Origin of the sequence: Streptomyces sp. Ru71 (assembly GCF_002920535.1) — a bacterium.
Taxonomy (GTDB): Bacteria; Actinomycetota; Actinomycetes; order Streptomycetales; family Streptomycetaceae; genus Streptomyces.
In genome coordinates this window covers 1-20,781 of the sequence record NZ_PQSS01000004.1, presented here as the reverse complement: position 1 = coordinate 20,781, position 20,781 = coordinate 1, and the positions used below count along the sequence as shown (strand labels likewise).

Annotated in this window: 21 protein-coding genes; 11 read left to right on the top strand and 10 right to left on the bottom strand. The window is 73.1% G+C overall.

Annotated elements, in window-relative coordinates; all coding sequences use genetic code 11:
• Positions 1 to 10 precede the first annotated feature (10 nt).
• From C3489_RS03830 to C3489_RS03810, 5 genes are all read right to left on the bottom strand, one after another.
• The gene (locus tag C3489_RS03830) at positions 11 to 565 is read right to left on the bottom strand and encodes a glycoside hydrolase family 25 protein (protein ID WP_103779861.1); all 555 of its coding nucleotides are present in this window, start codon (positions 563 to 565) and stop codon (positions 11 to 13) included.
• A gap of 80 nt (positions 566 to 645) precedes the next feature.
• On the bottom strand, positions 646 to 1,182 hold the full coding sequence (locus C3489_RS03825) for an ATP-binding protein (protein ID WP_103779859.1): 537 nt from the start codon (positions 1,180 to 1,182) through the stop codon (positions 646 to 648).
• Positions 1,183 to 1,441: 259 nt separating this feature from the next.
• Positions 1,442 to 1,846: a DUF779 domain-containing protein gene (locus tag C3489_RS03820; protein WP_103779857.1), complete on the bottom strand. Its 405-nt coding sequence runs from the start codon at positions 1,844 to 1,846 to the stop codon at positions 1,442 to 1,444.
• Positions 1,846 to 3,363: an aldehyde dehydrogenase gene (gene adh / locus C3489_RS03815; RefSeq protein ID WP_103779855.1), complete on the bottom strand. Its 1,518-nt coding sequence runs from the start codon at positions 3,361 to 3,363 to the stop codon at positions 1,846 to 1,848. Before adh ends, C3489_RS03820 begins: the two co-directional genes overlap by 1 nt.
• Before the next feature lie 125 nt (positions 3,364 to 3,488).
• Positions 3,489 to 4,724 (bottom strand): helix-turn-helix domain-containing protein, encoded by a 1,236-nt coding sequence (locus C3489_RS03810; protein WP_103779853.1) that lies wholly within the window; start codon positions 4,722 to 4,724, stop codon positions 3,489 to 3,491.
• Between the two features lie 225 nt (positions 4,725 to 4,949).
• Between C3489_RS03810 and C3489_RS03805 the strand changes: the two genes are divergently transcribed.
• From C3489_RS03805 to C3489_RS03795, 3 genes are read left to right on the top strand one after another with little or no spacing between them, the layout of a single operon-like run.
• Positions 4,950 to 6,224 (top strand): iron-containing alcohol dehydrogenase, encoded by a 1,275-nt coding sequence (locus tag C3489_RS03805; protein WP_103779851.1) that lies wholly within the window; start codon positions 4,950 to 4,952, stop codon positions 6,222 to 6,224.
• Between the two features lie 10 nt (positions 6,225 to 6,234).
• Positions 6,235 to 7,602, top strand: a complete 1,368-nt coding sequence (locus tag C3489_RS03800) for a sensor histidine kinase (RefSeq protein WP_103779849.1) — start codon at positions 6,235 to 6,237, stop codon at positions 7,600 to 7,602.
• The gene (locus tag C3489_RS03795) at positions 7,599 to 8,264 is read left to right on the top strand and encodes a response regulator transcription factor (RefSeq protein WP_103779847.1); all 666 of its coding nucleotides are present in this window, start codon (positions 7,599 to 7,601) and stop codon (positions 8,262 to 8,264) included. The genes C3489_RS03800 and C3489_RS03795 overlap by 4 nt, the downstream gene beginning before the upstream one ends.
• 54 nt (positions 8,265 to 8,318) lie before the next feature.
• Here the strand turns inward: C3489_RS03795 and C3489_RS03790 are convergent, their stop codons facing one another.
• From C3489_RS03790 to mdo, 5 genes are all read right to left on the bottom strand, one after another.
• Positions 8,319 to 8,969, bottom strand: a complete 651-nt coding sequence (locus C3489_RS03790) for a GPR1/FUN34/YaaH family transporter (RefSeq protein WP_103779845.1) — start codon at positions 8,967 to 8,969, stop codon at positions 8,319 to 8,321.
• Positions 8,970 to 9,034: 65 nt separating this feature from the next.
• Complete coding sequence (mftM, locus tag C3489_RS03785; protein WP_103779843.1) at positions 9,035 to 9,961, bottom strand: mycofactocin oligosaccharide methyltransferase MftM; 927 nt, start codon at positions 9,959 to 9,961, stop codon at positions 9,035 to 9,037.
• A gap of 34 nt (positions 9,962 to 9,995) precedes the next feature.
• Entirely contained in the window at positions 9,996 to 11,519 is a 1,524-nt protein-coding gene (locus tag C3489_RS03780; RefSeq protein ID WP_258054546.1) for a VWA domain-containing protein, read from the bottom strand.
• 27 nt (positions 11,520 to 11,546) lie between these two features.
• Entirely contained in the window at positions 11,547 to 12,737 is a 1,191-nt protein-coding gene (locus C3489_RS03775) for a MoxR family ATPase (RefSeq protein ID WP_103779840.1), read from the bottom strand.
• Between the two features lie 68 nt (positions 12,738 to 12,805).
• Positions 12,806 to 14,098, bottom strand: a complete 1,293-nt coding sequence (mdo, locus tag C3489_RS03770; RefSeq protein WP_103779838.1) for an NDMA-dependent methanol dehydrogenase — start codon at positions 14,096 to 14,098, stop codon at positions 12,806 to 12,808.
• Between the two features lie 395 nt (positions 14,099 to 14,493).
• On the opposite strand from mdo, the gene mftA reads away from it, so the two are divergent.
• The 8 genes from mftA to C3489_RS03730 form a co-directional block, all read left to right on the top strand.
• The gene (gene mftA / locus C3489_RS03765) at positions 14,494 to 14,607 is read left to right on the top strand and encodes a mycofactocin precursor MftA (RefSeq protein ID WP_103779836.1); all 114 of its coding nucleotides are present in this window, start codon (positions 14,494 to 14,496) and stop codon (positions 14,605 to 14,607) included.
• 9 nt (positions 14,608 to 14,616) lie between these two features.
• Positions 14,617 to 14,907, top strand: coding sequence for a mycofactocin biosynthesis chaperone MftB (gene mftB, locus C3489_RS03760; protein WP_103779834.1), 291 nt, complete (start codon positions 14,617 to 14,619; stop codon positions 14,905 to 14,907).
• Positions 14,907 to 16,130: a mycofactocin radical SAM maturase gene (gene mftC, locus C3489_RS03755; RefSeq protein ID WP_103779833.1), complete on the top strand. Its 1,224-nt coding sequence runs from the start codon at positions 14,907 to 14,909 to the stop codon at positions 16,128 to 16,130. The genes mftB and mftC overlap by 1 nt, the downstream gene beginning before the upstream one ends.
• Before the next feature lie 13 nt (positions 16,131 to 16,143).
• Positions 16,144 to 17,316: a pre-mycofactocin synthase MftD gene (gene mftD, locus C3489_RS03750; protein WP_103779831.1), complete on the top strand. Its 1,173-nt coding sequence runs from the start codon at positions 16,144 to 16,146 to the stop codon at positions 17,314 to 17,316.
• 1 nt (position 17,317) lies between these two features.
• The gene (mftE, locus tag C3489_RS03745; RefSeq protein ID WP_103779829.1) at positions 17,318 to 18,106 is read left to right on the top strand and encodes a mycofactocin biosynthesis peptidyl-dipeptidase MftE; all 789 of its coding nucleotides are present in this window, start codon (positions 17,318 to 17,320) and stop codon (positions 18,104 to 18,106) included.
• Entirely contained in the window at positions 18,103 to 18,888 is a 786-nt protein-coding gene (locus tag C3489_RS03740; RefSeq protein ID WP_103779827.1) for a mycofactocin-coupled SDR family oxidoreductase, read from the top strand. Before mftE ends, C3489_RS03740 begins: the two co-directional genes overlap by 4 nt.
• The gene (mftF, locus tag C3489_RS03735; RefSeq protein ID WP_103779825.1) at positions 18,885 to 20,363 is read left to right on the top strand and encodes a mycofactocin biosynthesis glycosyltransferase MftF; all 1,479 of its coding nucleotides are present in this window, start codon (positions 18,885 to 18,887) and stop codon (positions 20,361 to 20,363) included. The genes C3489_RS03740 and mftF overlap by 4 nt, the downstream gene beginning before the upstream one ends.
• 115 nt (positions 20,364 to 20,478) lie before the next feature.
• The coding region (locus C3489_RS03730; RefSeq protein ID WP_308460797.1) for an acetyl-coenzyme A synthetase N-terminal domain-containing protein at positions 20,479 to 20,781 on the top strand (303 nt) is incomplete at its 3' end.

Sequence of the window (20,781 nt, the reverse complement as noted above, 5' to 3'; positions counted from 1 at the left end):
GCGGGTCACCCTAGAGTGTGGCCCAGTCCCGCAGTGCGGCGCGGCTGGGGAAGTTCGCCACGTCCTTGTCGTGCGGGTCGTCCGTGTACTGGTGGAAGCGCCACTTGGCCTTGATGCGGGGCTTGCCCGCGGTGACGTAGTCGGCGATCCACAGACCGTCGCCGGCGTACGAGGTCGTGTCCACGTTCAGCCAGTAGTGGCGGTTGCAGTAGAGCACCACCCTGTTGTGCGGCCTGAGTTCCTTCAGCTTGCGGAGGAAACGGTCCTTCTCCGCGTTGCTCGCGTGGGTGCCCTCGCCCGTCGTCTCCCAGTCCACGGCGAGCAGGTCGCCGGGCCGGTCCGGGGCCTTGCTCAGGAAGTACTCGGCCTGGGCGGTGAGGTTGCCCGGCCACAGGAAGTGGTAGAAGCCGACGACCAGACCCGCGTCGCGGCCGTGCTTGGTCTGGGCGGCGAGCTTGGGGTTGACGTACGAACGCCCCTCCGTCGCCTTGATGAAGACGAAGGAGAGGCCGTCCGTGCCGTAGGAGGAGGACTGGTAGGCGCTCACGTCGATGCCGCGCAGCATGGGGGCTCCCGACAGGTGTGGGGGGACGGGAGGGGATGATGCCCAGGATCACGCTCCGGTCAACCGCCCGGGGGAACCGGTCAACCGTCCGAGCCGAAGCGGCCGTTCAGGGGGAGGGCGACGTCGACCCGCCGGCCGAGCGGGCCCTGCCGGACGAGCACCCGCCGGGCCAGGAGTTCGACGATGGCGAGCCCCCGGCCGTGCACATCGGGGTCGGCGTCGCCGGCGGGCCGGGGCAGGCCCGGGGCGCCCGAGTCCGTCACCGAGATCCACAGGTCCCCGGCGTGCAGGGACACCCGGACGGTCATGTCGCGGTGGCCGTGCTCGGCGGCGTTCGCGGCGAGTTCGCCGACGACGAGCTCGGCGGCCTCCCGGTCGGTGGCCGGGACTCCCCACTGGGCCAGGACGGCCACGATGCAGCGGCGTGCCACCGGAACCCAGCGGACCTCCGCCGGGAGGGCCACGACGGCCTCCCGGGCGAGTGCCGCCCCGCCCTGCGGGGGACGGCCCGCCGGAGTCGTCAGGTGCGGGACGCCGAGCGGGCGGGCGGCGGAGCGCGCCCGCGGGGAGGAACCGGCGAGCGGCCTGCTCGTCTCGTTGAGGGTGGTGGTGTACATGGTCGACCCCGAATCTGGCGGGAGAGGGCGACATGGCCGGCCCTGTCGGTGGGATCCGCCTGGTACTGCAGGCCATTTGAGGCTATGTGGTGGTCCGTCGCCGCGTAGCTGGTGGAAGGGGCGCACTCACCCTCTCCGGATGGAGGGGGCGCCACCGGCCCGGACGGGAGGCGGGGGGCCGGACACCCTGGGTGTCCGGCCCCCCGCCGTCGCCACCGCCTGCGCCGGCGCGGTGGACGTCGTACGCCCGGCCGCCCGGTCAGTCGAGGGCGTCCGCCCCGGTCGGGAGCGGTGGCTCCGCCTCGATGCGCTCCCACTCCTCGTCGGAGAGGACCCGGGACCGCAGCAGGAAGCGCACGCCCTCGGGTGCTTCGAGGGAGAAGCCGCTGCCCCGGCCCGGGACCACGTCCACGGTGAGGTGGGTGTGCCGCCAGTAGGCGTACTGGTCGGCGCTCATCCAGAACGGGGTGTCCCCGGCGACCCGGCCCAGGAGCACGTCCTGGGCGCCGACCCGGAACTCGCCGCGCGGATAGCACATGGGTGCGCTGCCGTCACAGCAGCCACCGGACTGGTGGAACATCACCGGCCCGTGGATCCCGGCGAGCCGCCGCACCAGGTCCTCGGCGGCCGGCGTCAGCTCGACGCGCCTGGTGCGGGCGTCCATCAGAAGAACCCGAGCTTCTGGCCGGAGTAGCTGACCAGCAGGTTCTTGGTCTGCTGGTAGTGGTCCAGCATCATCTTGTGGGTCTCACGGCCGATGCCGGACTTCTTGTAGCCGCCGAACGCCGCGTGCGCGGGGTAGGCGTGGTAGCAGTTCGTCCAGACGCGGCCGGCCTTGATCTCGCGGCCCAGGCGGTAGGCGGTGTTGCCGTCCCGGGTCCACACGCCGGCGCCGAGGCCGTACAGCGTGTCGTTGGCGATCTTCAGGGCCTCGTCGACCGAGTCGTACGTGGTCACCGACACCACCGGGCCGAAGATCTCCTCCTGGAAGATCCGCATGTCGTTGGTGCCGCGGAAGATCGTCGGCTCGATGTAGTAGCCGCCCTCCAGACCGGCCACGGCGCGGGGGTTGCCGCCGGTGAGGAGCTCGGCGCCCTCCTGCTTGCCGATGTCGATGTAGGAAAGGATCTTCTCGTACTGGTCGTTGCTGGCCTGGGCGCCGATCATGGTCGCCGGGTCCAGCGGGTCGCCGCTGACGATGGCCTTGGTGCGCTCGACGCAGCGGGCCATGAACTCGTCGTAGATCGAGGAGTGGACCAGGGCGCGGGACGGGCAGGTGCACACCTCGCCCTGGTTGAGCGCGAACATCACGAAGCCCTCGACCGCCTTGTCCAGGAAGTCGTCGTCGGCGGCCATGACGTCGGGCAGGAAGATGTTCGGGCTCTTGCCGCCCAGTTCCAGCGTGACCGGGATGATGTTCTCGCTGGCGTACTGCATGATCAGCCGGCCGGTCGTGGTCTCGCCGGTGAAGGCGACCTTGGCGATGCGCGGGCTGGACGCGAGCGGCTTGCCGGCCTCCACGCCGAAGCCGTTGACGACGTTGAGCACGCCGGGCGGCAGCAGGTCGGCGATCAGGTCGATGACGTAGAGCAGGCTGGCCGGGGTCTGCTCGGCGGGCTTGATGACCACGCAGTTGCCGGCGGCCAGGGCCGGGGCGAGCTTCCACGCGGCCATCAGGATCGGGAAGTTCCACGGGATGATCTGGCCGACCACGCCCAGCGGCTCGTGGAAGTGGTAGGCGACCGTGTCCGCGTCGATCTCGGCGATGCTGCCCTCCTGGGCGCGCACCACCCCGGCGAAGTAGCGGAAGTGGTCGATGGCGAGCGGGATGTCGGCGGCGAGCGTCTCGCGCACCGGCTTGCCGTTCTCCCAGCTCTCCGCGACGGCGATCTTCTCCAGGTTCGCCTCGATCCGGTCCGCGATCCGGTTCAGCACCGCGGCCCGCTCCGCGGCGGAGGTACGGCCCCACTTCGGGGCGGCCGAGTGAGCGGCGTCCAGGGCGAGTTCGACGTCCGCCGCGGTGGAGCGGGCGACCTCGCAGAACGTCTTGCCGGTCACCGGCGTCGTGTTCTCGAAGTACCGGCCCTCCACGGGGGCGACCCAGTCGCCGCCGATGAAGTTGTCGTATCGCGGGGCGAAGCTGACGATGCTGCCGTCCGTTCCCGGCTGCGCGTACACCATGGCGGCTCTCCTCGGGGGGATGGTGAGTGCGGTCCGACGGCCCACGCCGTCGTGCTGCCGTTCACTGTGAGGTCCCGAGGTTGGCGCGAGGTTGGCGCCCAGCGCGCCCGGCGCCGGGCCGGGTGTCAGTGGCGCAGCGCCGAGGTGAGGCGGCCGGCCGCCAGGGCGCGGCGGGTGTCGCGCGGGTCGAGCAGACGCAGCGCGTGCTCGTGCACCTCCACGTCGTACGGGGCCCGCTCGCCGTACCGCAGTGCGTGCTCCGGCCGGGCGCTGGCGAGTACCGCCTCGCGCACGGCCACCTCCAGGTGGGTGCGCCACTCCTCGATGCCCGGCGCCTGGGAGCGGGGCAGCAGCGGGCCGCGGTACAGGCGCAGGGCGGTGTCGGTGTCCCCGTCGCGCAGCGCGCGCAGCACGTCGGTGGCGTCGCAGGACACGGGCGTGGTCAGCGCGTAGCGGCGGGTGCTGACCCCGCCGTCGAGGGCGCGGCGCAGATGGGAGATCTCCGCCTTGAACGTGGACGCGGACACCGCCCGGTCGCCGTACACGGCCTCGCGCAGCCGCTCCGGGGCGTACCCGTCCGGCTCCAGCGCCAGCAGGGTCAGGATCTCCAGCTGCCGGGGCCGCAGCAGGAGGGGAACGCCGTCGCGTACGGCCGTCTCGGCGCCGAGGCAGGTGAGGCGCACAGGGCCGGGGGTGTCGCGGGGGACCAGCTGGGGCTCCGTCCGCAGCCGGGCCTCGACGGTGGCCACCAGGGAGCGCACGGTGGACATGGCGAGGGGGTTCGAGCGGTCCCAGGTCGTGGACATGTCGAGAACGCCGAGGACGCGGCCGTCCGGCCCGTGCACGGGTGCGCAGTAGCAGACCCACCCGTGCAGGGCCGTCACCAGGTGTTCGGCGGAGAACACGGAGCTGGGGCGGCCGGTGCGCAGGGCGAGGGAGAGGGCGTTGGTGCCCATGGCCTGCTCGTCCCACCGGCCGCCGGGCGCGAAGTTGACGCGCTCGGCCCGCCGGCGCATGGTGCGTCCGCCGCACGTCCACAGGATGGTGCCGGACTCGTCGGTGACCGCGGTGACGAACCCGGCGTCCTCGGCGATGGTGCGCAGCTCGTCGGCGAGGTCGCCGACCGGGCGGCGCAGCGGGGAGCCGCTCCAGCGGTGGTGCACTTCCTCGTCGCTGACCGGGGCACTGTCCCGGTTCGGGTCGACGCTGCTCAGGGAGCGCACCCAGGACTCGGTGACGTCCGGGCGCAGTGCCGCGGCACCGCTCGGTCGTGATCCGGCCGTCCTCATCTGCGGCACGAGGCGGGACCACTCGCTCTCCAGCGTGGCCCTGCGCCGCCGGAGGTCACTGCTGTGTGACATCTGCATTTCCCCTGCCGTCGAACGGGGACGACCGCTATTGTCCCCGAGGACCGAGTCGGCGCACCCGCCCGACCGGTCCGTCCACCCTGTCCGATCGGACAGGTGTCGCACGTGGGTGCGCGCGCCTAGCGTGGTCTTCGGTCTGACGACAGAGTTATCGGCCAACCGGGCAGTAAAATCAAGGTTGCGTGTGCGTTGCGGGCTCGACGCCCTTTGGGAGGTCGCATGTCGACCAGGTCAAGTGTCATGGTGGCGGGCGGTAACGACCCGAGCGCGGACTGGAGCCGTGACGAGTGCCAGTGCGAGCTCCTGGGGCCGCAGCGCAGCAGCGCTGACGCCGTCAGGCGGTCCGCCCGGCTCGCCAAGTTCCATGTGCCCGAGGTCGTCTTCGGGCCCGGTTCGCTCACGGAGCTCGGGCACTGCGCGCTGCGCCTCGGCGGCCGCCGCCCCTTCCTGGTCACCGACCCCGGGCTGATGGAGGCGGGCTGGGCGGACGAGGCGGTGGGCCATCTGCGCAGGGCCGGGCTGCGCCCCGTGGTGTGGTGCGACGTGACGCCCAATCCCAAGGACGGCGAGATCCAGGCCGGCTACGAGCGCTACGCGGCCAGCGGCTGCGACGTCATCGTGGGGGTCGGCGGCGGCTCCGTCATCGACGCCGCCAAGGGCGTGGCGATCCTGTCCGGCAACGGCGGGCACATCCTCGACTACGAGGGCGTGGACCAGGTCGTCCAGCCCATCCCGCCGACCGTGATGGTGCCCTCCACGTCGGGCACCGGGGCGGACGTCTCCCAGTTCGCCGTGATCACCGACACCACCCACCACATCAAGATCACCATCGTGAGCCGCACCCTGGTCCCCGAGATCTCGGTGATCGACCCGCGGCTGCTGACCACCATGCCGGACTGGCTCAACGCGGCCACCGGTCTGGACGCCCTGACGCACGCCATCGAGGCGTTCGTGTCCCGGGCGCACAATCCGCTCACCGACATCCACGCCCTGCACGCGGTCGAGCTGATCACCGCGAACCTGGTGCGCACCCAGGTCCGCCCCAAGGACTTCGGTGCCCGGCTCGCCATGGCCCAGGCCTCGCTGGAGGCCGGCATGGCCTTCACCAACGCCATCCTCGGCGCCACGCACGCCATGAGCCACCAGGTCGGCGGCCTGCTCGACGCCCCGCACGGCGTGGTCAACGGCGTGCTCCTGCCGCACGTCATCCGCTTCAACGCCGAGACCTGGCCGGAGCGTTTCGTCGCGCTGGGCGCGGCGGCCGGCCTCCCGGTCGCCGGTGTGCCGCCGCACGAGGTGGCCGCACAGCTCGCGGACCTGGTACGGGCGCTGGCGGACGACGTCGGCGTGCCGAAGGGACTGGCCAGTCTCGGGGTCGCCGAGCGCGACGTGCCGGTGCTGGCCCGCACGACGCTCAAGGACGCCTGCATGGCGACCAACCCCAGGGACGTCGACGTGCGGGACGTGGAGACACTGTTCCGCGAGGCTCTGTGAGGCGATCCCGGTGAACGACCCCGAACGTTCCCCGCAGACCTCCGACCTGGGAGTGCTCACCGGACTGAGGTCCGGCAAGCGGTCGTTCTACCCCGCGTACGTGCGCTCCACCGAGCGGCTGGAGCGGACGGTGGAGGCGCTCGACGGGATCTCCCGCGCCCTGGTGCGCACGGCCGAGGGCCCGCGCGCCCTGGTCGAGGCCGTCGTACGGACCGCCGCCGAGCATCTGCGCGCCCGCTGGCTGCTGCTGGCCGTCGCCGACGGCGCGCTGCGCGCCGCCCGGCCCCGGTTCCTGCTGTACACGGACGACGTGTTCATCGACGACGAGACCCGCCTACCCGCCGAGGTGCGCGAGCACCTCCAGCTGCTGCGCACCCGCCCCTGGGAGGCCCAGGAGCCCTCCCGCGGCCGGGGCTGGGTGCGCGCGCCGATGACCCTGGACGACGAACCGGTCGGCGGGATCGCCGCACAGCCCGGCGCCGGTGTCGAGGTCGCCGACACCGACCTGGCCATCCTGCGGGTCCTCGCCAACCAGGCGGCCGTGGCGCTGCACCACACGTTCCTGTTCCACGCGGCGACCACCCTGCGCGGACGTGCCGAGGAACTGTCCGAGGCGGCGGAGCGGCAGGCCCGGGATCTGGCCGCGCGCAGCGCCGAGCTGGCCGAGACCCAGGCGCGGCTGCTCGACGCGATGCAGCGGCAGGCGCTGGACGACGAACGCCGGCGCATCGCACGCGAACTCCACGACAGCGTCTCCCAGTACGTGCTCAGCGCGGGGATGACGGTGGAGGTGTGCCGGGCCGAGCTGGCGGGCCTGGGCGGGGAGGCCGCCGGGATCGCCGAACGGCTCGCCGGCGCCAAGGACCTCAACCGGCAGGCCGTGGAGCGGCTGCGCGCCGCGATCTACGCGCTGCACCACACCTCGCAGGAGCCGGCGGGGCCGCTTCCGGTGCTGCTGGAGCGGCTGTCCACGGTGCACCTGCCCACCGACCTCGACGTACGGGTGCAGGTGGCGGGCCGGCCGGCACCGCTGCCGCCCGACGCCGAGCGGTCGCTCCTGCGGATCACCGGCGAGGCCCTGTTCAACTCGGCCACGCACGGCAAGGCGGGCCGGGCGCTGGTCCGCCTGCGGTATCAGCCGCACGCGGTGGTGCTGACCGTGTCCGACGACGGCGGCGGCGACCCGGCGCAGCTGCGCCGGGCCCTGCGCCTGTCGAGGGCCACCGATCTCGCCGGACGCCACCGCGGGCTGGCGAACATGGTCGCCCGGGCGGAGGAGCTCGGCGGCCGACTGTCCATCCGCCGGTCGGGGATGGGAGGCGTCCTGCTGCGGGTCGACGTCCCGCTGCCGGTGAAGCACTCGGGAGGCAGCGGATGACGGCCGAACAGCCGGCTCAGGCACCCACGCAGGTCCTGCGGATCGTGCTGGTCGACGACCACGCGATCGTCCGGCACGGGCTCAGGTCGATCCTGGAACGCGAGAGCGACCTGGAGGTGGTCGGCGAGGCGAGCACGGCCGCCGAGGCCGACGCCGTCGTCGAGCGGACGCGTCCGGAGATCGTGCTGCTCGACCTGAAGCTCTCCACCGCTGCCGACACCGAGGGTCTGGACCTGTGCGCCCGGCTCACCCGGCGCCACCCGGACCTGGCGGTGCTGGTGCTCACCACGTTCCTCGACGACCAGCTGGTCGTGGAGGCGATCCAGCACGGTGCGCGCGGCTATGTCGTCAAGGACGTGGACACCACCGAACTGCTGCGTTCCCTCCGCGCGGTGGCCCGCAACGAGAGCGCCTTCGACTCGCACGCGGCGGCGGCGATGGTGCGCTCGATGCGTGTGCAGCCCGAGCGGCCCAAGTTCACCGAACGGGAGCTGAAGGTCCTCCGGCTGCTCGCCCACGGGCTGAGCAACCGGGAGATCGGCGCGGAGCTGTACATCTCGGAGACCACGGTGAAGTTCCACGTCCGCAACATCATGCGGAAGATGGACGCCGGGAGCAGGGCGGAAGTCGTCTACGAGGCCAGCAAGTCGGGCGTCATCTGACGCGAGGGAGCGGGGAGCGCCCGCCGGCGGTCCCCGCTCCCTGCCTTCAGCTCGTCAGCTCACGGCCGGACGGCCGAGCGGTAGGCCGCGCCCTCCGGTGGCCAGCGAGGTCACGTGCCAGAAGAGGTAGCACCCGACCGCGACGAAGGCGAAGACGGTGTAGCCGCCCGCCGTCTGCAGCGTGCTGGAGCCGTTCAGGGTTGCGGACAGCACCAGGGCGAGGGCCAGGTCGATCAGGGTGAACAGCACGGTGAAGGCGGCCGGCAGCCGTAGCGTGCTCAGGGTCAGCAGCACGATGGTGGCCAGCCAGGAGATCAGGAACAGCGCCTGGGTCCTGGTCGCGGCGGACCCGGCGATCGCGAACCAGCCGTGGGTGAGCCCGAGCACCAGCACCGCGTAGCTGAGCCAGAACCCGGTGAAGACACCGAAGATCGCGGCGACGGCGCTCTGCCCGAGCGCGGCCGCCCAGACCGCGGCGATCAGCTGGCCGAGCGCCGTGGCCGCGAGGATGATCGCGAGCGGTGCTCCGGCGGTGCCCGCCGGGACATAGCCGACCAGGGTGAGGCCGAGGGCGATCGAGCCCACGATGAACGTGGGCACGCCGATCAGTGCCGGGTCCCCGTCCAGCGGTCCCGGCGTGGCCTGCGGCCGGGGTTTGGCGTGCGCTGCGGCGGAGTCCGCCGTTTCCGTTTCCGAGAGGGCCATGGAACGCTCCTTTGCGTCGGGGTGTTTCTCTTCGGGGCGGCGCAGTTCTTGGGGGGAGCTTTCGCTCAGCCGTGGTCGACGACCAGCCAGCCGCCGTGGAAGGTGTCGACCGAGAACCCGTGGCCGGTGCGGCGGCCCAGTGCGGCGAGCTGCTCGGGGGAGAAGCACCGCACGTGCCCGTACGCGGCGGTCGGCTCGTCCTCGTACGGCACGGCCACCACCACCCGGCGCCGGGCCAGCCGCAGCGCCTCCCGCACGACGGCGTCACCGTGCCCGGGGTCCAGGTGCTCCAGGACGTGGATGACGGTGACGGTGTCCACCGAGCCGTCGGGCAGCGGCACCCGGGACGCGTCGCAGACCAGCGCGTCGAGCGCGAGGCCCCGGGCGCGGGCCACCGTGCCCAGGAGGCGCATGGTGCCGGGGGAGAGGTCGGAGGCGATCACCGTCCGCGCGTCCCGCTCGGCCAGCAGCAGCGGCAGGAAGCCGAAGCAGGAACCGAGGTCCAGCACGCTGCCCGCGGGGACCAGGTCGAGCGTGCGCCGGTACACGGGGGCGAACCCGGCGATCGAGGAGTGCTCGGCCGGCTCGGGGTCCTGCCAGTACTTCTGGATGCGGGCCAGGGTGTTGTCGTAGAAGGTGGTCCAGGCGGGCAGGGGGCCGTCCACGCAGGAGCGCACCACCCCGGTGAAGACCCGCTCGAAGACGTCGCTGCCGGACAGCCAGCCGGGGGCGAACAGCTCCTCGGCGAGCAGTCCGGCGAGGTCGTTGTCCAGCTGTTCGGGGCGCAGCGAGTGGCCCAGTTCGACGCGGCGGCCGCGGCGGCGCAGGGTGAAGTGCGCGGTGCGGACGATGGGGCGCGGGGTGCAGCCCCCGGCGGCGGGGCCGTCGCGGACCACACGTACCAGGTGGTCGGCGTACAGGCCGGGCGCGCTCGGCGCCAGCGGGTCGATACGGCGCGCGGCGATGGCGCTGCGCAGGCTCGGGACGCTCACGGCGACGGCTCCCCCTGACGGTGTGCGGTGGTGTTCATCGGCCGGTCGCCTCCGCCGCCATGCGCAGGGCGGTGCGCTCCAGCCCGGCGAGGTCGGCGACCACCTGCACGCGGTCGCAGTACTCGGCGTAGCGGGGCAGGTCGCAGGCGCCCAGGCCCCAGGAGTAGCGCGGCTCCGGGGTCAGCCAGACGGTCTGCCGCACCCGGCGGGTGATCTCTGCGAACGCCTCGGTGCGCGGCGGGTTGCCGTTGCCGCGGCCGTCGCCGAGCACCAGCAGGGTGGTGCGGCGGCCCAGCGCGGCGGAGTGCTCGGTCAGCAGCGTCTCGAAGGTCCGGCCGTAGTCGGAGGTGGTGTCCACGTCCAGCAGGCCGCCGGCCGGCAGCCCGTCGAAGACCAGCCCCAGCGCCCGCTCCAGCGGGTGCTCGGCGAACAGCTCGGTGATCTCGGTGGGTTCGTCGACGAAGGCGTAACTGCGCACCTGCCCGAACAGGGACTGCAGCCCGTGCACCAGGTGCAGGGTGAAGCGGGCGGTGGCCCGCACCGACAGGGAGACGTCCGCGAGGACCAGCAGGCGCGGCCTGTCCTCGGCGCGGGTGACGGTGACGGGCCGGAACGGGACGCCGTCGAAGCGCATGTTGCGGCGCATGGTGCGGCCCGGATGGACGCGGCCCGTCGGGGTGTTGCGCTTGCGGCTGGTGAGGGCGCCGTGCACGGTGCGGCCCACCCGGCGCAGCGCCTCCTCCAGCTGCCCGCGCTCCTCCTCGTCGATCGCTTCGAGGCGGGCGCGTTCGGCGATCCGGGCGGACTCCACGGCCACCGACCGCAGTTCGGCCAGCCGGTCCAGATGCCGTTTCAGCAACTCGGGCAGGTTCTCGACGACACCCATCAGCTGCCGGCGCCACGCACCTGCTTCCGGGTCGTCGGGATCGTCCTGATGCTCCGCGAGCCAGCCGAGCAGGGCGTCGTGCTGGGCGACGGTCAGGGTCGTCCCGATCGGCTGCCCGGTCGCCGGAGCGAGCCGTCCGGGGATGCCGGCGCCGTGCAGCCGCTCGGTCTCCAGCTGGACGGACGGGCTGTCGTCGCGCGAGCCGCTCGCGCCGTCCTCGGACAGCACGATCTCGTCGGTCATCGAGGCCAGGTCGATCTTGTTGGCCTCCTGGTGCAGGTTGTACTGCTGGGCCAGGTCCTGCTGGTCGAAGAAGTCGCGGATGTCGGACGGCTTGCCGTGACTGTGGCCCTGCTCCGGGGTCTTCGAGGGCTCCTCGGAGACGGTGTACGACTCCAGCTCACCCGTGTCGGACAGGTCGTCGTGCGCATGGCTGTGGCCGTGGCCGTCGGCGCCGCCGTCCACCGGGCGCAGGGAGAAGAACGCGGTGAACAGGTCGTCGAACAGCGGGTGGTCGCGGCGGTCCTTCACGAGCGTCATGCGCAGTGCCTCGCGCAGCGTCTCGCGCTCGACGAGCACGCCGGGCTGGGCGGCCCCGCGCATGGCGTCCATGGCCTCCGACACGGAGACCCGCAGGCCGAACAGCCGCAGCACGCGGACGAATCGGTGCACACCGGCTTCCATGCAGGCCTCCCGGGTTCAGTCGGTGCGGCGCCGCGCGATGGCGGCGAAGGAGCGGGCGCCCTGGCCGGCACCGGGGGTGGTGCGGTGCGCCGGCCCGGCGCCGGGGGCGCCGTAGTAGTTCTCGTCGTGCCGGCCCTGCCGGTCCATGGCGGCCCGGACGGCACGGCCGTCCACCTCGCCGTGCCCGCCGTGGTCGTGGTGGTCGCCGTCGTGGTGATGGTGGCCGCCGTGGTGCGGGTGCCCGTGGTGCCGGCCGGGTTCGGGCAGCGTGCGGTTGGGGTCGGCCAGGCGCGGCAGCACGTCCAGCGCGCGGTGCAGGTCCCGCTCGTACTTGAGGACGACGTTGGCGGTGTCGGCGAGGACCGCGGGGGCGAGTTCGTCGACGCCCAGCACGGCGAGGGTGCGGGCCCAGTCGACGGTCTCGGAGATGCTGGGGCTCTTGCGCAGCGGCAGCTCGCGCAGGCCCCGCACGACGTCCACCAAGTGGCGGGCGGCGGCCTCGGGCAGCCCGGTGTCCTTGGCGCGTACGATCTCCAGCTCGCGCTCGGCGTCCGGGTAGTCCAGGAAGAGGTGCAGGCAGCGGCGTTTCAGCGCCGCCGACAGGTCGCGGGTGTTGTTGGAGGTCAGCACGACGTACGGGGGGACCTTCGCGGTGTACGTGCCGATCTCCGGAACGGACACCTGGTACTCGGCCAGGCACTCCAGGAGCACCGCCTCCAGCGCCTCGTCCGCCCGGTCGACCTCGTCGATCAGCAGGACGGCCGGCTGCTCGCCGCGCACGGCGTCCAGCAGCGGGCGGGGTGCGAGGAACCGGTCGGAGAAGAAGACGCTGTCCTGCTCCTCGATCCGCAGCACGGCGGAGGCCAGGTCGGGGGCGTCGGCCGTGAGGTCGCCGATCTTGTCCCGCAGCATCTGGGTGTACAGCAGCTGCTTGCCGTAGTCCCACTCGTACAGGGCGCGGCTCTCGTCCTGCCCTTCGTAGCACTGCAGGCGCAGCAGCCGGCGGCCGGTGGCGGCGGCCAGCGTCTTGGCCAGCTCGGTCTTGCCGACGCCGGCCGGGCCTTCGAGCAGCAGCGGCTTGTCCAGCCTGGTCTGCAGGAACACGGTGGTGGCGAGTCGCCGGTCGGCGATGTAGCCGTGGGCGGCGAACCGCTCGGCGACGTCCTCGACCGAGCCGAACGCGGGGTTGTCGGGTGTGGCGGGCACGGTTCCTCCGTCCGGTGGGGCGGGAGCGGGGGGCGACCTCCAGCCCCCCGCTCCCGGGCATGAGGTGCTCAGCCGAGCAGGTCGTCCAGGTCGCCGTTCATGCAGTGCTCGACGACGGGCCGGACGGTGTCGAACGTGCACTCCTTGGCGTTGCCCGGGGTGCAGGCGTCGCCGAGGACGTGGTGGGTGATGCGGTCGACGTCGGCCGCGTCGCCCTTGATCACCTTGGCCTGCTCGTAGAACTTCGTCGGGCCCTGCCCGAGGCGGTTCTTGGAGTAGGTGTTCTGCTCGACGTCGGTGAACTTCTCCGGGATGCCGACGTCGCGCAGCAGCCGGATGCCCGCGGCGAGGGCGGCCTCGGCGGCCTGCACCTTCGTCATGCCGTGCGTGTCCACGCCCATCGCCTCGGCGATGTCGGCGAACCGCTCGTAGTGGGCCGGCATGTTGAACGCCCAGACCCGGGGCAGCGCGATGGCGTTGTTGAGCCCGTGGTGGGTGTCGTAGAAGGCGCTGACCGCGTGCGAGATGGAGTGGATGATGCCCAGGCCACCGGAGTTGAACGCCTGCGCCGCGATGTACTGGGCGTACATCATGCCCTCACGTCCGGCCAGGTCCTGGCCGTTCCACACGGCCTGGCGCAGATGGCGGGCGGTGAGCCGGATGGCGTGCAGCGCGTTGCCCAGCGACGGCTGGAAGTTCAGCCGCGAGACGTACGGCTCGGAGGCGTGGGCGAGGACGTCGAAGCCGCACTGCGCGGTGTAGTCCAGCGGGCAGTCGTAGTACAGCGTCGGGTCGTCGATGGCGAGGCTGGCCACGGAGGCGTCGTCGAAGGCGACGTACTTGTGCGGGTTGTCCGGGTCCGTGGTCGTGTCGGTGATGACGTACGCCCACGAGGTCTCCGAACCGGTGCCGGCCGTGGTGGAGACCGCGATGTGCGGCGGGTTCTTCGGGTTCTCGGACTTGTTGAAGCCCTCGAAGTCGTTGACGCTGCGGCCGTCGTGGGCGACGGAGATACGGGCGCCCTTGCACGCGTCGTGCGACGAGCCGCCGCCGATCGACACGAACGAGTCGCACTTGTTCTCCTGGTACAGCGCCACGGCGTCCATGACGTTGTAGTCCTTGGGGTTCGACTCGACCTTGTCGTACACGACGACTTCGAGCCCGTGGTACTTCAGCGACTCGACGATCTTGTGCACGGTGTCGCTGCCGCGCAGACCGGTGGTCATCACCAGCGTGCGCTTGAAGCCCAGCTTCTTGGCCTCCGGACCGATCAGCTCATGGGCGCCCGGGCCCATCAGCGCCCGGGGGAAGGGGTGGAATTCCTTGATCGGGAACGGCTTGAGAAGTTCTTCGACCTGCATGATCGCGACTGTCCTCTCCGCGCGGGCGGGCCGCGCGTCCTGCGTCGACTGCTCCACCGGGCCAAGCCGGCCGGCGGCATGGAGGTCCGGGGTGGAGCACGGACGTGCCGGAGTTGGTGGCGTGACTCACCCTCCGGGAACGCGGCGCGGGGCGACACCGGCCGCTCGGACGGCAGCGCGGCACCGGACGGACAGGGCGCGACCTGACCGATCGGACGGGACACCCCGCCGGCAACCGGCCCCGGCACGGGCACACCTGTCCGACCGGACAGGGTGAGGGCGGCCGGAAGCAGGGCGAGCGGCGCGGGGAGGCGCCCGTAGCGTCGAGTACGGCCCGGGCACCGCAGGGCGGAGCCGGCCGCATCCCGATCCCCTTACCGTTCAGGAGGTTTGTCGTGTTCGAGGAACAGATCAAGGCCGAGCAGGACACTGTCAACGTCGCCGACGAGCTCGTCGAGGAGGTCCTCGTCGAAGAGGTCTCGATCGACGGCATGTGCGGCGTCTACTAGGCCCCCGTCATGACGTCCCCGGCGTTCGATGCGGCACGCCCCTACCGGCTGAACCCCTCCGTCGCCCTGCGCCCCGAGCCGTTCGGGGCGCTCGCCTACCACTTCGGCAACCGCCGGCTGTCCTTCCTGAAGGCGCCCGAGCTGGTCGAACTGGTCCAGGAGCTCGGCCGTCACCCCAGCGTCGGGGTCGCCCTCGCCGGGGTGCCCGACGCCCGGCGGGGCGCCTTCCTGCGCGCGCTGGCCTCCCTGGCAGCCGCCGACATGATCATTCCCCAGCGCAGTGGAACCGGAGCGCGGTGATGACCACCCTTCACGACCCCCCACCCACCGAGCGCGTGCCCGCCCTCGTCGAGCAGTTCAAGGGCGGGCTGCACGCCCCGATCTGCCTGACCTGGGAGTGGACCTACGCGTGCAACCTGTCCTGTGCGCACTGCCTGTCCTCCTCCGGGCGGCGCGACCCGCTGGAGCTGTCCACGGACGAGATCAAGTCCGTGATCGACGAGCTCCAGCGCATGCAGGTCTTCTACGTCAACGTCGGCGGCGGCGAACCCACGGTCCGCCCCGACTTCTGGGAGCTGCTGGACTACGCGATCGCCCACCAGGTCGGCGTGAAGTTCTCCACCAACGGACTGCGCCTGACCCCCGAACGCGCCCGGCGGCTGGCCGCGACCGACTACGTCGATGTGCAGATCTCCCTGGACGGCGCCACCCGCGAGGTCAACGACGCGGTCCGCGGCCCGGGTTCCTACGACATGGCGATCCGGGCCATGGAGAACCTCGCCGAGGCGGGTTTCCGGGACTTCAAGATCTCGGTGGTGATGACCCGTCAGAACGTGTCCCAGCTCGACGACTTCGCCGCGATCGCCGACCGCTACGGCGCCCAGCTGCGCATCACCCGGCTCCGGCCGTCCGGGCGCGGCGCGGACGTGTGGGACGACCTGCACCCCACCGCCGAGCAGCAGTACGCCATCTACTCCTGGCTGCTCGGTCACGGCGAGCGGGTGCTCACCGGTGACTCCTTCTTCCACCTCAACGCGCTCGGCTCGGAGCCGATCCCCGGGCTGAACCTGTGCGGGGCGGGGCGGGTGGTGTGCCTGATCGACCCGGTCGGCGACGTGTACGCCTGCCCGTTCGCCATCCACGACGCCTTCAAGGCGGGCAATGTGCGCTCGCCGGGCGGCTTCGACCGGGTGTGGCGCGAGTCGGCGCTCTTCGCCGAGCTGCGCAGGCCCTCCACCGGGGGCGCCTGCTCGGGCTGTCCGGCCTACGACACCTGCCAGGGCGGCTGCATGGCGGCGAAGTTCTTCACCGGCCTTCCGCTGGACGGCCCCGACCCGGAGTGCGTCAAGGGCCATGGCGCCGCCGCGCTGTCGGCCGTGGACCCAGGCGCCCTGCCGCGCCAGGGCAAGGACCACTCGCACCGGACGGTCGCGCTGGGCATGCCCGCCCTGCGGACCGGCCGCCCGGACCGCCTGTGTGACGAGAGCCCGCTGGCCGGGCTGCCGACGAACACGTGTTCATGAGAGGAGACGAGTGATGAGCGGGTGGTTCGAGACGGTCGCCGAGGCCCAGCGAAGGGCCGGCAAGCGACTGCCGAAGTCGGTCTACAGCGCCCTGCTGGCCGGTTCGGAGAAGGGCACCTCCTACGACGACAACACCGCGGCGTTCGCGGAGCTGGGCTTCGCACCCCATGTGGCCGGGCTGTCGGCCAAGCGGGACCAGTCGACGACGGTGCTGGGCGAGCAGATCTCCCTGCCGGTGATCATCTCCCCGACCGGCGTGCAGGCCGTGCATCCCGACGGCGAGGTGGCCGTCGCCCGCGCGGCGGCTGCCCGCGGCACGGCGATGGGGCTCAGCTCCTTCGCGAGCAAGCCGCTGAAGGACGTCGTCGCCGCCAATCCCCAGACGTTCTTCCAGATGTACTGGATGGGCTCCAAGGACGCGATGCTGCAACGCATCGAGCACGCCTACACATACGGCGCGAAGGCGCTGATCGTCACCCTCGACTGGTCCTTCTCGCACGGCCGGGACTGGGGCAGCCCGAAGATCCCGGAGCGGCTGGACCTCAAGGCCATGGCACGGTTCGCGCCGGAGGCCGTGCGGCGTCCGCGCTGGCTGCTGGACTTCGTGAAGTCCGGCCGGCTCCCCGACCTCACGGCGCCGAACCTCGCCGACCCGGGCGGGGACGCGCCCACGTTCTTCGGCGCCTACGGAGAGTGGATGCAGACCCCGCCCCCCTCCTGGGACGACGTGCGCTGGCTGCGCGAGCAGTGGGACGGGCCGTTCCTGCTCAAGGGGATCTGCAGGGTGGACGACGCGCTGCGCGCCGTCGACGCGGGCGTCAGCGCGATCTCGGTGTCCAACCACGGCGGCAACAACCTCGACAGCACCCCGGCCCCGATCCGCGCCCTGCCCGCCGTCGCGGACGCGGTGGGCGGTCAGGTCGAGGTCCTGCTGGACAGCGGCGTGCGCCGGGGCAGCGACGTGGTCAAGGCGCTGGCGCTCGGCGCGAAGGCCGTGATGATCGGCCGCGCCTACCTGTGGGGCCTGGCCGCCGGCGGGCAGAGCGGCGTGGAGAACGTCCTGGACATCCTGCGCGGCGGCATCGACTCCGCCCTGCTGGGCCTCGGCCGCTCCTCCGTGCACGAGCTGAGCCGCGACGACCTGGTGATCCCGCCGGGCTTCACCCGCACCCTGGGCGCGGTCTGACATGCCGGCCGAGCCCGCCCCCGCGACGCCACCCGGTCCCGCGACCCGGCTCGCCGACCTCGCCTGGCCGGACCTCACCGACCGCGGCCCGCTGGTGCTGCTGCCCCTCGGCTCCTGCGAGCAGCACGGCCCCCACCTCCCGCTGGACACGGACACCGCCGTGGCCACGGCGGTCGCCGGGCGGGCCGCCGGCCGGCTGCGGGGCGAGGTGGACGTGCTGGTCGCCCCGGCCCAGCCGTACGGGGCCAGCGGCGAGCACGAGGGGTTCCCCGGCACGGTGTCCGCCGGCCATGACGCGCTGCGCCTGCTCGTCACCGAGATCGGCCGCTCGATGCTGCGCTGGGCGGGCCGCCTGCTCGTGGTCAACGGGCACGGCGGCAACCTGGTGAGCCTGGCCGACGCGGTGACCGGGCTGCGCGGCGAGAGCCGGGACGTGGCCTGGTGGCCGTGCCTGCCACCGGGTTCGGACGCCCACGCGGGCCGCGCCGAGACCTCGATGATGCTGCGGCTGCGGCGCGCGGCCGTCCAGGGCGAGCGGGCCGTCGCCGGGCCGACCGAGCCCGTCGAAGTGCTGATGGACCGGCTGGTCACCGAGTCCGTCCGCGGGGTCAGCCCGTCCGGAGTCCTCGGCGACCCCGCCGGGGCCCGCGCGGGCGAGGGCGAGCGGCTCCTCGACGTCATGGCGGACCGCCTCGCCGCCGACATCCGGGCCTGGCGGGTCTCCGGGCGGGGCCGGCTCGGCCGTTCCGAGCGCCGGCCCGCCCTCGCCCCGGTGGGAGCGCGGCGATGACCGGCCCGAGGGTCGCGGTGGTCACCGGTGCCGCCCGGGGCATCGGGGCGGCGACCGTGCGCAGGCTGGCCCGCGAGGGCTGGGCCGTCGTCGCCGTGGACCGCTGCGAGGACGACCCCGAGGTGCCCTACCCGCTGGCCGCCCCGGAACAACTGCGGGCCCTGGGCCGGGAGTTCCCCCTGGTGCGCACCGTCAAGGCGGACGTGCGCGACCCGGCCGCGCTGCGGGCCGCCGTGCAGGTGGCCGAGCGCGAGCTCGGCGGTCTCGACGCCGCCGTGGCCGCCGCGGCCGTCATGCTCGGCGGCGGCCCGGTGTGGGAACAGACCGACGCGCAGTGGCGGACCCTGCTGGAGGTGGACGTCCTGGGCGTCGCCCACCTCGCCCGCGCCGCCGTACCCGCCCTGCTGCGCAGGCCGCAGCCGCGCACCGGCCGGTTCGTCGCCCTCGCCTCGGCCGCCGCGCACCGCGGCCTGTGGGGACTCGGCGCCTACTGCGCCGCCAAGCACGCCGTCGTCGGACTGGTCCGCGGCCTGGCCCGCGACCTGCGCGACACCGGCGTGAACGCGCTCGCCGTGTCCCCCGGCTCCACCCGCACGGACATGCTGCGCGCCACGGCCGACCTCTACGAGCTGCCCGAGGTCGACAAGCTCGCCGAACAGCAGCTCACCGGACGCCCCCTGGAACCGGAGGAGGTGGCCGCCGTGGTCGCCTGGGCCTGCTCCGCCGACTCCTTCGCCGTCACCGGCTCCGTACTGCACGCGGACGGAGGCTTCACCGCATGACACTCGTACGCCCGCGACCGCTCGGTGCCCGGCTGCCATCGCCGTCCGACACCACGTTGCCGCACGGTTTCACGGTCGAACTCGCCCCCGGCACACACCGGTCCCGCGACGGACGGCTCATGGTGGGCGGTTCACCGCTGCGGCTGGTCAGACTGACCGACGCGGCGGTCCGCCGGCTCGGCGACGGCCGGTTCACCGTCACGGACGCGACGAGCGCGGCGCTCGCCCGGCGGCTCCTGGACGCCGGGCTCGTCCACCCGCGCCCCGCCCCCGTACCGGCCGGCGACACCACCGTCGTGGTCCCCGTCCGGGACCGTGCCGCCCGGCTCGACGACCTGCTGGCCGCCCTGCGCGCCGACCCGGCGACCGCACACCTGCCGGTGCTGGTCGTGGACGACGGCTCCCGGGACCCCGCCGCCCTGGCCGAGGTGGCCCGCCGGCACGGCGCCCGGCTGCTGACCCACCCGCACAACCGGGGCCCGGCCGCGGCCCGCAACACCGGGCTGCGCCACGCCCGTACCCCGTACGTGGCGTTCTGCGACTCCGACGTGGTGCCGGAGCCGGGCTGGCTGGCCCCGCTGCTGGCGCAGTTCGCCGACCCCGCGCTGGCGCTCGCCGCACCCCGGGTGGTCGCGCTGCCGGTCCCCGACCCCGGGCTGCTCGACCGGTACGAGGAGCTCCGCTCGCCGCTGGACATGGGCGTGGCCGAAGGGCCCGTCGTCCCCGTGTCCGCGCTCTCCTACGTGCCCAGCGCCACCATCGTGGTCCGCCGCGCGGCCCTCGGCCCCGGCTTCGACGAGACCCTGCGCGTGGCCGAGGACGTCGACCTGTGCATACGGCTGCACGAGGCCGGCTGGCGGCTGCGCTATGTCCCCGCCGCCCGGGTGGGCCACCGGCACCGCACCGACCTGCGCAGCTGGCTCGCCCAACGGGCCGGATACGGCACCGGCGCCGCGGACCTGGCGCTGCGTCACCCCGACCGGGTGCCGCCGCTGTACGCCGCCCCCTGGTCGCTGGCCGCCTGCGCCCTGCTGGCGCGCGGCAGGCCCGCCCCGGTGGCACTGGCGGCGGCGTTGACGGGCCTGACCGCGCTGCGCGTGGCCCGCAGGATGCCCGACGCCGACCACCCGGCCCGCGCCGGCGCCCTGCTGGCGCTCGCGGCGCTGCGCGGCACCGCCGAGCAGCTGCTGCGCTGCGCGACCCGGCACCACTGGCCGGTCGCCCTCGCCGCGGCCGCCGTCAACCGCCGTGCCCGGCATGTGCTGATCGCCGCGGCCGTCGTCGAGGGGCTGGTGGACCACCGCCGCTCCGGCACCTCCCTGTCCCCACCGGCGTACACGGTGCTCCGCCGCCTGGACGACCTGGCCTACGGCTGGGGCGTCTGGCAGGGCGCCGTGCGCCGCGGGACCGCGGCACCGCTGAAGCCACGTCTCGCGCTGCGCGTGGTGAGCCGCTGGACCGCCGCGCGTCCGTAGGCGCACGCCGCCGCCAACCTCACGCCAACCCTGTCCGGCCACTGTGGCCACCCGCGGACGGGCCAGCCGCGCTCCCGGCCCGTCCCCGACACATGCACCCCACTGGAGGATCCCCATGTCTGCGCGCTCCGACGACCGCGTCCGCCCCCAGATCCCGAGCACTGTGCCCGTACCGTCGGACGGGGCCGCGGCCGACCGCCTGGCGTACTGGGCGGAGCAGGCGGGACGGCTGCACTGGGACACCGAGTGGCACCAGGTGCTGGACTGGTCGGACGCGCCCTACGCCCGCTGGTTCACCGGCGGCCGGCTGAACGTGGCGTACAACTGCGTGGACCGCCATGTCGAGGCCGGCTACGGCGACCAGGTCGCCTTCCACTGGGAGGGCGAGCCGGGCGACACCCGCACCATCACCTACGCC